This is a genomic window from Serratia sp. CY84636 (assembly GCF_052166245.1).
GTDB classification, from domain to species: domain Bacteria; phylum Pseudomonadota; class Gammaproteobacteria; order Enterobacterales; family Enterobacteriaceae; genus Serratia; species Serratia nevei.
On sequence record NZ_JBJNOX010000002.1, the window covers coordinates 1,555,604 to 1,568,565 of the forward strand.

The following is a 12,962-nucleotide window of genomic DNA, read 5'->3' on the forward strand; positions in this document are numbered from 1 at the left end:
GGGGTCAAATATCAAAAAAAACGGTCTCGTTCTCACCCTGTAACCAGATATCGAAATGGTATACCGTCTGGTCGCCGCGCTGACGCCTTTGCGCCAATAACGTGCCGCGCCGTTTTTCCCATTCAATGAGATTCAACACTGGATCTTCGGCGTTCGCCGCCTGCTCGTCGGCAAAGTAAAGGCGCGTATTCAACCCGATATTGATACCGCGGGCCACGATCCATAAATTGAGATGAGGCGCCATCATGCGACCATCGCGCCCCCTCACCCGCCCCGGTTTAATCGTCTCAAATTGCCACAGGCCACTGGTGAAATCCGAACAGGTTCGCCCCCAGCCGCGAAAAGCGGGGTCGTCGGGTTTATCTCGTTGGCCGTCGGCGGGATGCTGGTATCGACCGGCGGCGTTGGCCTGCCAGACTTCAACCAGCGCATCCCGAACCGGCGTGCCGGAACCATCATAGACATGCCCTTCCACTATGATGCGTTCCCCGCGCGTCTCCGGCTGCGTCAACACATGGGTGAAATTACGCTCAAAAATATCAAAGCCGGCGGCATGCGGCGCCAAGCCTATGTGCACATAGGGGCCGGCGGTTTGCGAGGCCGTTTCAGGCAAATACTTTTTCATCACGCCGCTCCCTGTGTACGATTCTCAAACCACGTGGCCCGATGGCCCCGCAGCACCAGGTCGAAACGGTAGGCCAGGCTGTCCAACGGCACCGCCGCATGCATATCCAGCTCGGCAATCAGCGTGCGCATCGCATCGTCGCTGCCCACCGACTGCAGGATGGGACAACGAACGAGCAACGGATCGCCTTCGAAATACATCTGCGTTATCAACCGCTGCGCAAACGCCTCGCCGGAGAGCGAGAAGTGAATATGCGCCGGACGCCAGTCGCTGACCTGATTGCGCCAGGGATACGGGCCCGGCTTGATCGTACGAAAGCAATAATACCCCTGCTCGTCCGTCAACATTCTGCCGCAGCCGCCAAAGTTGGGATCGATGGGCGCCAGATACTGATCCTTTTTGTGGCGATAGCGCCCCCCCGCATTGGCCTGCCAGACCTCGACCAGCGCGTTGCGCACCGGCGCCCCGAAGGCATCACGAACAAATCCATGCACGATGATCCGCTCGCCGATCGGTAAGCCGTCTTTGGCGTAGTTCAGGATCAGATCGTTATCAATCGGGCCGATATCCCTTGGCGTGAAAACGGGGGCAGTCAGTTCAGACAGCGAGTTTTGCAATGAGATTAATGCATTACGCGGCGATCGCAGCACGCTGGTTTTGTACAGCGGCGCCAGCGCCGGCGGATGATGGCTGTAATCGCGATGCACCAGTTCACGAGCCGTCCAATCACTTTTCATCCTGGTATCCTTATTTTTTTCGGGTACAGGCGACAGAGTGTAGGAAGCGCAATATGTAAAAGTAAAGTGAGAAAACCGATCGCTTTATATAACAAAAAATCATGTAACGTGACGAATTGACGAAACATTTCATTTGGTCCATAACAGGTTTCAATTCCCGTCGGTGGTTCGCCTCACCACTGAATGGTCGCTTTAAGGTCAATCCATGACCGCTTAACTGGAGGCAATAATGAAACGTTCTATCGCTACGGTCTCGGTATCGGGCTCGCTGCCGGAAAAACTGCGGGCCATTGCCGCCGCAGGCTTTGATGGCGTCGAAATTTTCGATAACGATCTGGTCTATTACCCCGGTTCACCGGCGCAAATCCGCGATCTGTGCGCCGAGCTGGGCCTGGAGATTTTACTGTTTCAGCCGTTTCGGGACTTCGAAGGAGGCCCGCGCGAAAAGCTGGCGCAGAACCTTTCCCGGGCGGCTCGCAAGTTCGAGGTCATGCAGCAATTGGGCTGCTCGCGCATGTTGCTCTGCAGCAACGTCTCACCCGACAGCAGCGACGACATGACCACTCAAGTGCGCGATTTGCGCGCGCTGGCGGAATTGGCCGCCGAGTATGATATTACTGTCGGTTATGAATCATTGGCATGGGGACGTCACGTGAATATGTGGCGGGACGCCTGGGCGCGGGTTAAGGCCGTAGACCATCCGGCGTTGGGGCTCATTCTCGATAGTTTTCACATTTTGTCGCGCGGCGACAACCTTGACGGCCTCGATGAAGTGCCACCCGAAAAAATTGTGTTTGTCCAACTGGCGGATGCGCCGTTGTTGAAGATGGATGTGCTCACCTGGAGCCGCCATTTCCGCTGTTTCCCCGGACAAGGAGAACTGAACCTGGCCCAGTTTATGACTCAGCTTTCCGCTCATGGTTACCGCGGCGCCTGGTCGTTGGAAATATTTAACGATGGTTTCCGCGCCTCGCCGGTGCTGCCCACGGCACAGGACGGTTTCCGGTCGTTGTTGTGGCTGGAGGAACAAACCCATGACTGGCTGGCCAAACAGCCACTGCTGCCCAACGCCATCACCTCGCTCATAGAACATTCATTATTTCATTCAGAAACGCATCCCCCCTTGCTGGCGCTGGAGTTTATCGAATTTGCCGTCTCGCACAACGACGGGCTGGCGATGGGCCAATGGCTGACGCAGCTGGGGTTGGTTCACGCCGGAGAACATCGCACCAAAAGCGTCGCCCTCTATCGCAGCGGTAAAGTGAACGTCATTCTGAATGCCCAGCCGGAAAGTCAGGCCAGCGGCTATTATCATTTGCACGGCATTTCCCTTTGCGCCGTCGCATGGCGGGTGCGCGGCGTAGAACGTTTACTGCGGCGGGCGCAAGACTATGGCTATGCCCTCTGGCAAGGAGAAACCGGCCCCAACGAGCGGCAGATTCCCGCCCTGTGCGCGCCGGACGGCAGCCTTATCTATCTGGTGGAGGCGGACGAAGACCCCGGGCACGATATTTATCATACCGACTTTCATCTGACCCATCGCAGCGCGCCACAACCCGCGCTGCAGAGCATCGATCACCTGGCGATAGCGCTGGCGGACGAATCTTGCGGCAACTGGATCATGTTCCTGCGCAGCGTGCCGGGGTTTGTGCAGGACAACGAGTGGGAATTGCCCGATCCGCTGGGTTTGGTCCGCAGCCGCGTGTTGCGCAGCCCCAACGACGCCATCCGGCTGCCGCTGAATATGTCGGTGAACCGGGAAACCCAAATCGCCCAGGCGTTAACCACCTATCAGGGCGCGGGGTTGCAGCACGTCGCCTTTGGCTGCGAGGATTTGTTCAGCATGGTGAAAGCGGCGCAGGCGCGCGGATTAAAAACGCTGCGCATCCCCGATAACTACTATCAAGACCTTCGAGCGCGATTCGATCTTGATCCCGTTTTCCTTTCGCAACTGCAAGCGTTCAATGTGCTCTACGATCGAGACGAGCAAGGTGGGGAGTTACTGCATGTCTACACCGTCGCCTACGAGAAAGGACGCTTCTTCTTCGAGCTATTGGAACGTCGGGGCGGCTACCGCGGCTTCGGCGCCGCCAATGCGCCGGTGAGACTGACCGCCATGCGTTAGCCTCTGCGGGCCATCGAGGCCCGCTTATTGTTTCATGTGACTGAAAAGGTTAATGATCGCGCTCACACTCCTCATCTGCCTCCGACGCCGTATTTCCCATCGCAATCTCTTTCCATAACAAAACGTTAACATCCATCTCGCGTCACGCCGCCACCAAAATGACCGATAAACGCACACTATTTCGATAATCGCCATTTATCGCCTCCCCAGCGGCTGCTTATAGTGACGACACTCAACTCTTGCACCGGAGCATCCTCATGGCGGAAAACAAAGCAATTAATGTACGGGCGCTGATCGACGGTCGCCCCTTAGGAAAATGGCAAAAGATGGTCGTGTTGCTCGGCTTTTGCATCATTGCTCTGGATGGATTCGATATCGCCATCATGGGGTTTATTGCTCCTGAGCTAAAAGCGGACTGGCAGATTACTAACCGCGAGTTGGGCCTGGTGATCAGTGCGGCGTTGATTGGCCTGTCGTTGGGCGCGATGCTTTCCGGCCCGCTTTCAGACCGATTTGGCCGCAAAGTGGTCATCATTAACAGCGTATTCTTTTTTGGCATCTGGACACTGGCGACGGCATTTTCTCAAAATATGGAGCAGATGATGTTATTTCGCCTGCTCACTGGATTGGGATTGGGTGCCGCCATGCCGAATGTCGGCACACTGGTAGCGGAATTCGCGCCTGCCAGGCGCCGCGCTTTCTTAATTACCGTCGTCTTCTGCGGATTCACCTTCGGCGCGGCGTTCGGCGGGTTTGCCGCCTCTTGGCTGATGCCGCGCTTTGGTTGGCACGCCGTGCTGCTGCTCGGCGGCGTTTTGCCTGTTCTGTTCGTTCCCTTGTTGGTCGTGGCGTTACCCGAATCGGTTTGCTTCCTGGTAGCGAAACGGGCAGCAAATGGCGGCATTCAGCGGATTTTGGCGAAGCTGGCGCCCGAGCTCGATCTTCGGCACAGCACCGTCATGCTGCCCTCGCCAAACCAGGCCTGCACGCATCCCATCAAATTAGTGGTGAGCACGCAGTACCGCTTCGGCAGTTTAATGTTGTGGGGCTCGTATTTTGCCGCGCTGTTTCTGTTCTATACCTTGGGCAACTGGCTGCCGCTGCTCATTAAAGAAGGCGGCTTCAACGTCACGCAAGCGGCGATCATCACCGCACTGTTTCAGGCCGGCGGCACGCTGGGCTCGCTGTTTTCCGGCTGGCTGATGGACAGATCCGAACCGCATCGCGCTTTGGCGTCCATTTATGGGATGGGGGCGCTGTTCACTCTGCTTATGGGGCCGGCGATGGGCTACCCGGTCTTGATGGGAGGCTGCGCGATGGCGATCGGATTCTGCATCGGGGGAGCCAACACCGGTATGAACGCCCTGTCGGCCAGCTTTTATCCCACCGAGGCTCGGGCAACCGGATCCAGCTGGATGCACGGCATCGGTCGTTTGGGCGCCATATTAAGCGCTCTGGCCGGCGCTGAAATGTTGGCGCTCGGTTGGAGCTTCAGCACCATTTTCACCGTGCTGGCGCTACCGGCGTTACTGACGGTGGCGATGATCGTCGCCAAAGGGCGCTATCAAGTTCGCCAGGCGGCAGGGCATGAGTATGCGGCCTGCTTTGACGCACGTTCAAATGACATTCGCTGAACGCACGGGGTCGCACCTCGTTTGAAGAGCGGCGACAGGATATCAGGGGTAACATTCCCTGCCTTCCTTTCTCCGGAAAAGACGCCACCTCATTCCCCTTACTTAACCACCTCAGAGAAAAGTCACTAAGGAGCTCATATGCAAAAAGCGCATAGGACGCGGGACGGGAAAAAGTACTTCCTGTGGTTTCTTGCCGGATTGATGTTCATTATCGGCCTGGTAATCTGCCTTCTCGGCGCCAGATTGGCCTTCGTCGGCGGAACGTTTTATTTCATGGCGATGGGTCTGGCGATGATTATCGCCGCCATACTGATTGCTCGCCGCCGTCGCAGCGGCATCATCCTGTACGCGATCGCCTTCGTCGCCTCCCTGTTTTGGGCCGTCGCCGATGCCGGCTGGCATTACTGGCCACTGTTCTCGCGCCTTTTCACCCTCGGCGTTTTAGCGTTTCTTTGCGCTATCGCCTGGCCATTAATGCCCGGCCATTCGGCCAAAAAAGGCCCGGCTTTCGGCTTAGCAGCGCTCCTCGCTATCGGGCTGGGCGTCAGCTTCGGGTGGATGTTCAGATCCCAACCGCTGGTCAGCGCGACGAAAGCCATTCCCGTGTTTCCGGTAGCCGCCGGTGAGCAGCAAAAGAATTGGGAGCACTGGGGAAATACCCCTTACGGCGATCGCTTCGCCGCACTTGACCAAATAAACAAACAGAACGTTGCCCGATTGCAGGTGGCTTGGATGGCCCATACCGGCGATATTCCCGCAAGTAAAGGTTCGGGTGCGGAAGATCAAAATACGCCTTTGCAGGTCGGCGACACGCTTTATGTCTGCACCCCATACAGTAAAGTGCTGGCTTTGGATGTGGATAGCGGGAAAGAAAAATGGCGTTTCGATCCGCAAGCCGCCTCGCCGAACTGGCAACGCTGCCGGGGCCTGGGTTACTACGAGAGTCACGCCACACCCGCGGTAGCAAACCCGAGTCGCCCATCCGCGCTCTGTTCGCGCCGTTTGTTCCTGCCCACAATTGACGCTCGACTCATCGCCCTTGATGCCGACACGGGGAAATTGTGCAACGCCTTTGGCGATCGCGGTACCGTCGATCTCGGCAGCGGCATGGGCGAAATCAAACCGGGCTATTATCAACAAACCTCCACGCCGCTGGTAGCCGGAGAAATCGTCGTCGTGGGGGGGCGCGTAGCGGATAACTTTTCCACCGACGAACCTCCCGGCGTTGTTCGAGCTTATGATGTCCACTCCGGCAACCTCGTGTGGGCCTGGGATCCGGGCAATCCTGAACTGAGCGGCCTGCCGCCGGAGGGGCAAACCTATACTCGCGGCACGCCGAATGTCTGGTCAGCCATGTCCTATGACAAACAGTTGAACTTAATCTATTTACCCACAGGCAACGCGACGCCAGACTTTTTCGGTGGCACTCGCAGCGCGTTGGACGATAAATACAGCTCCGCCGTCGTCGCCGTAGACGCCGCTACCGGCAAAGTTCGCTGGCACTATCAGACGACCCACCACGATCTGTGGGACTTCGATTTGCCCTCACAACCACTCTTGTTCGACTTGCCCAACGGCAAAGGCGGCATTACGCCGGTTCTGGTGCAAACCAGCAAGCAAGGCATGATTTTCATGCTCAACCGCGTGACCGGCGAGCCCGTCGCGCAAGTTGTGGAGCGCCCTGTGCCGGCGGGAACGATCAAGGGTGAACGCTATTCCCCCACCCAGCCGTACTCGGTGGGAATGCCGATGATAGGCAATGAACAGCTGAAAGAGTCGGATATGTGGGGCGCAACGCCGATTGACCTGCTGCTATGCCGCATTCAGTTTAAAGAAATGCGCTATCAGGGCATTTTCACCCCGCCGGGTGAAGACCGCGCCCTTCAATACCCAGGCTCCCTGGGAGGGATGAACTGGGGCAGCGTCTCCGTGGATCCGCACAATAACCTGATGTTCGTCAACGACATGCGTCTGGGATTGGCGCATTATCTGGTGCCGAGGGATAAGGTTCCGACCAACGCCAGCGGTATTGAAATGGGGATAGTCCCGATGGAGGGGACCCCGTTCGGGGCCATGCGAGAACGGTTCCTCTCCCCGTTGGGGATCCCCTGCCAGAAACCGCCGTTCGGCACGATGTCCGCCGTAGACCTGACTACCGGCAAATTGGTGTGGCAGGTCCCTGTCGGGACAGTCGAGGATACCGGGCCGCTCGGCATCAGCATGCGTATGCCGATCCCTATCGGCATGCCAACGCTGGGCGCGCCGCTGTCGACGCAGTCGGGTCTCCTGTTTTTCGCCGGCACGCAGGATTTCTATTTACGCGCCTTTGATACCGCCAACGGTAAAGAGATTTGGAAGTCGCGCTTGCCGGTAGGGAGCCAATCCGGCCCGATGACTTACCTCTCGCCGAAAACCGGCAAACAGTACATTGTCATCAATGCGGGTGGCGCGCGGCAATCACCGATGCGCGGCGACTACATTATCGCCTATGCGCTACCGGACAAGTCATCCGGCGAGAGATATCCAGTGGGCATGGGGGTTAGTGAGTGAGTCAATCCCATAAGCAACGGGCGGTGTCAAACCCGCCCTATCGTTCGCAACATGACAAACGGTAAGACGAAAAAGGATCGGGGCAAGGAAAAGGGGCAGCAACCGGTCAGGACGGAAGTTTTACTGTGATGGGGATCGTTGAAAGATTTATTCGTAAGTGATTGAATAGTGGCGGAGAGAGGGGCCGCCTATTTCGAATCTAACCAGAGCCAACCAATGCCAATGTTTCTATATTTATCAAATAACTATGATAAACCTTGTCCAATACAGCATAACCGAATATCAAGTAAATCTGACATTCATGGCATACTGGATGGCATACTGAAAATGTAGGTCAATCATCTTATGGCAATACTGACAGATACAAAAGCCCGGCACATTAAGCCAGGAGATTCCTCTTTACCCCATGGTGAAATTACAGGGTTGACTCTCCATTCGTCTCCAACAAAAGGTCTGGGTAAGTGGGTTTTTCGTTATACCAGCCCAATTACTGGCAAGAGACGTAATGCTGGCTTGGGGTCTTATCCTGATATTGGGATAGCCCAAGCGGGCAAGCTTGCACTTCCAATGCGAGAACAAATAGCTAATGGGATAGACCCGTTAGATGCCCGAAAAGCAGAGTCGGAAAAAGAGGCGATTCCAACGTTTGAAACGGCTGCACGAAAAGTTCATGCAGAATTACTGCCGGGCTGGAAAAATGAAAAACATGGGAACCAATGGATTGACCCTGTACACGATTCTGTGTAAATGCCTTTTCTCAGTAGTGACCGTCCAGGCGGTCACCGAACTCGATAATAAAGCGGCTCATCGCCATACGCCAGTCCCTCAGGGGCATCGTCCATTTCTGTGACGCAGCCTGGATTGCCAGCCACACCACCTTTTTCACTGCGTCGTCCGTCGGGAACACCTTGCGCTTCTTGATGGCATGCCGGATCACGCTGTTCAGCGACTCGATGGCATTCGTTGTGTAGATCACCTTGCGGATGTCTGCCGGGTAAGCGAAGAACGTCGTCAGGTTGGCCCAGTTTGCCTGCCAGCTCCGACTTATCTGCGGGTAGCGACTGTCCCAGGCGCTGGCGAACTCTTCCAGCGCCTGCTGGCCTGCTTCTTCCGTGGGAGCCTGATAGATGGCTTTCAGGTCGCGGGTGACGGCTTTGTAGTCCTTCCAGGAGACGAACCGCAGGCTGTTGCGCACCATATGCACGATGCACAGCTGGATGCGGGCTTCCGGATACACTGTATTGATGGCGTCCGGGAAGCCTTTCAGGCCGTCGACACAGGCGATGAGGATATCGTTCAGGCCACGGTTTTTCAGTTCTGTCAGCACGTTCAGCCAGAACTTCGCACCCTCATTTTCAGCCAGCCACATACCCAGCAGTTCTTTCTGGCCTTCGATATTGATACCCAGCGCCAGCAACACGGACTTGTTGATGACGCGGTTGTCCTGCCGGACTTTCAGAACGATACAGTCAAGATAAACAATGGGATATACCGCATCCAGTGGACGGTTTTGCCATTCGGTAACCTGTTCCATCACTGCGTCGGTGACCTTCGATACCAGCGCAGGGGAGACATCCGCGTCATACAGCTCTTTGAATGCAGCCGCTATCTCGCGGGTGGTCATCCCTTTGGCATATAAGGATAAAATCTGGTTATCCATACCGGTGAGCCGGGTCTGGTTCTTCTTCACCAGCTGCGGTTCGAAAGAGCCATCACGATCGCGCGGTGTACGCAGCTCCAGCGGGCCATTGCCAGTGATAACCGTCTTTTGGGTATAGCCGTTGCGGGCGTTGGTCGCCGGTTTGGGCTGATTTTTATCGTAGCCGAGGTGGTGGGTCATTTCGGTGTTGAGCGCCGCCTCGACACTAATTTTTTTCAGCAGACGATCGAACTGGTTGAGGTCGTCAGGGGTTTTGAGATTTTTGGCCAGTTCGTTAGCCAGAGCCTGCAACTGTTTTTCGTCCATAAATTAACCTGTTTTTGATGTTGGATTGAACATATCAAAATCAGGTAATTACACAAATCTATGTACAGGCTCGCTGAACCGGATTAAAGCTGTACGCGGCTATAAAGCGCCACGTCGTATCGCCGGCAGACCTTCAGTGGTCGCTCCTAATCGCGTGCAGCGGCAGTTTACCGTTGTCCGGGCCAATCAGGTCTGGGTCACCGATATTACTTATATCCGCACCTGGCAGGGATGGTTGTATCTGGCGGTGGTTATCGATCTCTTCGCCCGTAACGTGGTCGGCTGGTCGATGAAGCCCACTCTCTCACGCGAACTGGCGCTGGATGCACTAATGACGGCGCTCTGGCGGCGTAAACCGGACAGCGAGGTCATCGTGCACTCAGACCAGGGCAGCCAGTACGGCAGCGACGACTGGCAGCGCTTCTGCCGGGCCGATAACCTGGTCCCGAGCATGAGCCGGCGTGGCAACTGCTGGGATAATGCAGTGGCCGAATCGTTCTTCAGTTCACTGAAAAAAGAGCGGATCAGAAAACGCATCTATAAAACCCGGGATCTGGCCCGGGCCGATATCTTCGATTACATTGAAGTGTTCTACAACCGGGCCCGGCGCCACAGTCATCTCGGCGGCGTCAGTCCGGAGACCTTTGAACAGGCCTCGTCGTGAGGACAGGATATGTCTACAGCCATGGGGTCAGTCCAGTTAAGGTACATATCCGTCTACAACAACATGGCTGACGGTAATGGCTCCCCGCTAACATCTCGCTCCAATAGATACAATTGCTCCTCAATCGGTACCATATGACCAAATTTTAGGGTGGTTGCAAACGACATCGATTTCAATTCAGAGCCTGTCAGATATTTACCTTTAAGTTCATTTAATTAATTCAGGCTGCGGGTCTGTCCCTTAACCCCTTCCATTCTCTGATGCCAACCTGAAAGCTCTCCAAACGACCGAGTATAGCAAAGTAATCCCTCCCCCAAGAGTGAAACCTTGAGGAGAGGGTATTATCTGATATTAATTACCTTCAAGAATTAACTGATATTTGGCTTCGCCTGGCAACATCGGCTGAGCATCTTCTTGTGTCCAATTAGAAAAATTATTTAACCACCAAGGACTAAGTGGATTACCACTTTGCCCTGACGGTAAGCTCAGCGTGGCCTGTTGCTCATCTCCAGGGGAAACAACCATTCGCTCAGAGGCCCCAAATGACGGGCGATTCACATGGATAACATTGTTATCCCCTGATAACGGCACGACAGGTGAACGCAAGTAACGCCCCACTAACGGCAGTGACTTCGCCAGCGGATGCTCATAATCACTACGATTGACATCGCCCCAGGTCGTATGGCCTGCTGCCGTCGCCTGCCAGGCAATATCCAGCGAATGCCGCGTAAAGTCTTCCCAACTGCTATTCCCTCTTGGCACCCATTTTCCCGCATTCATCAGTGAGAATAAGGTTTCATCCCAGCGAGGGTTGGCACGCCGGTAAATAGCCTGCGGCCATTGGCTTGCCAGCTGGCTGTCCAGCTCACCGAAAAGCGTTGAGTAGAGATCATCACGCCAGCGGGCGACGAGTGCATAAGCGGCCGAACCGGCGCTGGCATTGCCATCCCATGAGGCCAGCAGGGTGCGCATCCGTGTGCGGTCAGTGGTTTCTCCTTCCTGACGCTGGCCGAGACTATGTAGCAACCAGTCACGCCATGACTGCAGCAACAGCGCTTGATTGTCCAGTTGCAACTCATGCATGCTCTGGACGTTGACAGAGATTTTCGATTTCAGCTTCTGCGAAATAGCAAAAGAACGAACCCCCATGTCCGCTCCACCGTCGCCGAGTTCATCTCCTGTGGTATCAAACAGTAGGCGATTATTCGCGGTAACAATACCAGCTTCTGCAGGATTAACACGCAGTGGGTGGCGGTCGGGGTTAAGAGACTCTGCACGCCACTGACTCTGCGGCGTAGCCTGAAGCGGAAACGTGTTTTGCTGCCCGGGAGAAAACCGGTCGGGTAGTGCGCCAGCCAGGGTCCAGCCAATATTGCCATGGCTGTCGGCCACCAGGAGATTTTGCACCGGGATCCCCGCGCGTTTCCCCGTCTCTAGGGCAGCATCAACACTTTTCTCTTCACCTATCGCCATCAAGTTAAGGTTAAGTGCTCCAGGTAATTCAATTGCCCATCGCATCGCCATATCACCGAGGGGTGTTGATACCACCGGCCCCCAGTCGCTAGTGCGAACCGTGAATGTTTCCGCCAGACCATGATTCACCGCCAGTGCGACCTGTTGTGAGCGTATTTTTACACTTTCATCCACGATGACCCAATCGAAGGTATCCACATAACTGTTAGTAAAACCCCAAGCAATATTACCGTTACTTCCACTGAGTAAGAACGGCACACCGGGAAGCGTGATCCCGGCCAGCTTTATCTTTTCATTTTGCTGCACGTATTGGATCTGCGCTTGATACCAGATCCCGGGTAACGCTAGCCCAAGATGCATGTCATTCGCCAGAAAAGCTTTGCCATCCCGGGCAATCAGCCAGCCGTTGCTTCCTTTCATATCCTCCCCGGTTTTCACCTCACCAGTACCGCTTGGTTTGCCCCACCAAACCGGTGCAGTACGGGGGATTTCCGGTGATACAGGGACATTACCGGAAAGCGGCGTATCCCAGCGACTACCTGTAGGCAGAAGAAAATCGGCCTGTGAAGGATTGTTTCTGGCGATCCATCCACGTGCATATTCCCTGCCAGGTTGAGTACCCTGAAGGTCGAAATACATGGCAGCAATGACCAGCAAGCTGTCTTCATCACGCCAGGATTCAGGTGACGTGCGCAATAGCCAGTACTCGAATGGGCGGCTTTTCAGAGCATGTAAGCCGGCATTCACCCCGTCAGTATAGGACGCTAAGCGCTGCCTCTGAGCTTCAGGAAGCACCGATAATTCACGCCGAACCCGCTCACGTAGTTGAAATATCCGTCGCTGCCGGTCCATCTTGAGACCGCCTTTACCTACCAGTGCTGCCAGCTCGCCTGCGGCGCTGCGACGCAGCAAATCCATTTGGAAAAACCGCTCCTGTCCATGTAAAAAACCGAGAGCAAAATAGGCCGACTGGCTATCTGCTGCAACAATATCCGGCACACCACGTCGATCCCGCATGACCTTCACTTCACCGGTCAAGCCGGATACCTTCAACGTGCCGTCTAACGTGGGCAGACTCTGATGCAATGCCAGCCAGCCAGCCATGGCGGACAGCAGCAGCAATATAAAAATGCCAGTGACCAACCCCAAAAAAATCTTACCTGTACGACGATAACCCTTTGACATAAA

At 55.4% G+C, this 12,962-nt stretch carries 7 protein-coding genes and 2 pseudogenes; 5 read left to right on the top strand and 4 right to left on the bottom strand.

Annotation, left to right across the window (positions count from 1 at the left end; all coding sequences use genetic code 11):
- Positions 1 to 4: 4 nt before the first annotated feature.
- Both pcaG and pcaH read right to left on the bottom strand, forming a co-directional pair.
- Positions 5 to 625, bottom strand: a complete 621-nt coding sequence (pcaG, locus tag ACJ8QI_RS11870) for a protocatechuate 3,4-dioxygenase subunit alpha (RefSeq protein WP_336842610.1) — start codon at positions 623 to 625, stop codon at positions 5 to 7.
- The gene (pcaH, locus tag ACJ8QI_RS11875) at positions 625 to 1,362 is read right to left on the bottom strand and encodes a protocatechuate 3,4-dioxygenase subunit beta (RefSeq protein WP_336842612.1); all 738 of its coding nucleotides are present in this window, start codon (positions 1,360 to 1,362) and stop codon (positions 625 to 627) included. Before pcaH ends, pcaG begins: the two co-directional genes overlap by 1 nt.
- Positions 1,363 to 1,591: 229 nt before the next feature.
- On the opposite strand from pcaH, the gene ACJ8QI_RS11880 reads away from it, so the two are divergent.
- The 4 genes and pseudogenes from ACJ8QI_RS11880 to ACJ8QI_RS11895 all read left to right on the top strand — a co-directional run.
- Positions 1,592 to 3,487: a bifunctional sugar phosphate isomerase/epimerase/4-hydroxyphenylpyruvate dioxygenase family protein gene (locus tag ACJ8QI_RS11880; RefSeq protein WP_442532533.1), complete on the top strand. Its 1,896-nt coding sequence runs from the start codon at positions 1,592 to 1,594 to the stop codon at positions 3,485 to 3,487.
- 257 nt (positions 3,488 to 3,744) lie between these two features.
- On the top strand, positions 3,745 to 5,121 hold the full coding sequence (locus ACJ8QI_RS11885) for an MFS transporter (RefSeq protein WP_442532534.1): 1,377 nt from the start codon (positions 3,745 to 3,747) through the stop codon (positions 5,119 to 5,121).
- 138 nt (positions 5,122 to 5,259) lie between these two features.
- Positions 5,260 to 7,671 (top strand): membrane-bound PQQ-dependent dehydrogenase, glucose/quinate/shikimate family, encoded by a 2,412-nt coding sequence (locus tag ACJ8QI_RS11890; RefSeq protein WP_442532535.1) that lies wholly within the window; start codon positions 5,260 to 5,262, stop codon positions 7,669 to 7,671.
- 345 nt (positions 7,672 to 8,016) lie between these two features.
- Positions 8,017 to 8,409 (top strand): annotated as a pseudogene (locus ACJ8QI_RS11895) (Arm DNA-binding domain-containing protein); the annotation flags it as partial.
- Positions 8,410 to 8,428: 19 nt separating this feature from the next.
- Here ACJ8QI_RS11895 and ACJ8QI_RS11900 read toward each other — a convergent pair.
- Positions 8,429 to 9,637: an IS256 family transposase gene (locus tag ACJ8QI_RS11900; RefSeq protein ID WP_442532536.1), complete on the bottom strand. Its 1,209-nt coding sequence runs from the start codon at positions 9,635 to 9,637 to the stop codon at positions 8,429 to 8,431.
- A gap of 76 nt (positions 9,638 to 9,713) precedes the next feature.
- Between ACJ8QI_RS11900 and ACJ8QI_RS11905 the strand changes: the two are divergent.
- A pseudogene (locus ACJ8QI_RS11905) lies at positions 9,714 to 10,301 on the top strand (IS3 family transposase); the annotation flags it as partial.
- Between the two features lie 351 nt (positions 10,302 to 10,652).
- On the opposite strand, the gene ACJ8QI_RS11910 reads toward ACJ8QI_RS11905, so the two are convergent.
- Positions 10,653 to 12,959, bottom strand: coding sequence for a penicillin acylase family protein (locus tag ACJ8QI_RS11910; RefSeq protein ID WP_442532537.1), 2,307 nt, complete (start codon positions 12,957 to 12,959; stop codon positions 10,653 to 10,655).
- Between the last annotated feature and the right edge of the window lie 3 nt (positions 12,960 to 12,962).

Coding starts and splice junctions, on each gene's coding strand:
- pcaG (WP_336842610.1), bottom strand. CDS start 625: ATGAAAAAGTATTTGCCTGAAACGGCCTCGCAAACCGCCGGCCCCTAT.
- pcaH (WP_336842612.1), bottom strand. CDS start 1,362: ATGAAAAGTGATTGGACGGCTCGTGAACTGGTGCATCGCGATTACAGC.
- ACJ8QI_RS11880 (WP_442532533.1), top strand. CDS start 1,592: ATGAAACGTTCTATCGCTACGGTCTCGGTATCGGGCTCGCTGCCGGAA.
- ACJ8QI_RS11885 (WP_442532534.1), top strand. CDS start 3,745: ATGGCGGAAAACAAAGCAATTAATGTACGGGCGCTGATCGACGGTCGC.
- ACJ8QI_RS11890 (WP_442532535.1), top strand. CDS start 5,260: ATGCAAAAAGCGCATAGGACGCGGGACGGGAAAAAGTACTTCCTGTGG.
- ACJ8QI_RS11900 (WP_442532536.1), bottom strand. CDS start 9,637: ATGGACGAAAAACAGTTGCAGGCTCTGGCTAACGAACTGGCCAAAAAT.
- ACJ8QI_RS11910 (WP_442532537.1), bottom strand. CDS start 12,959: ATGTCAAAGGGTTATCGTCGTACAGGTAAGATTTTTTTGGGGTTGGTC.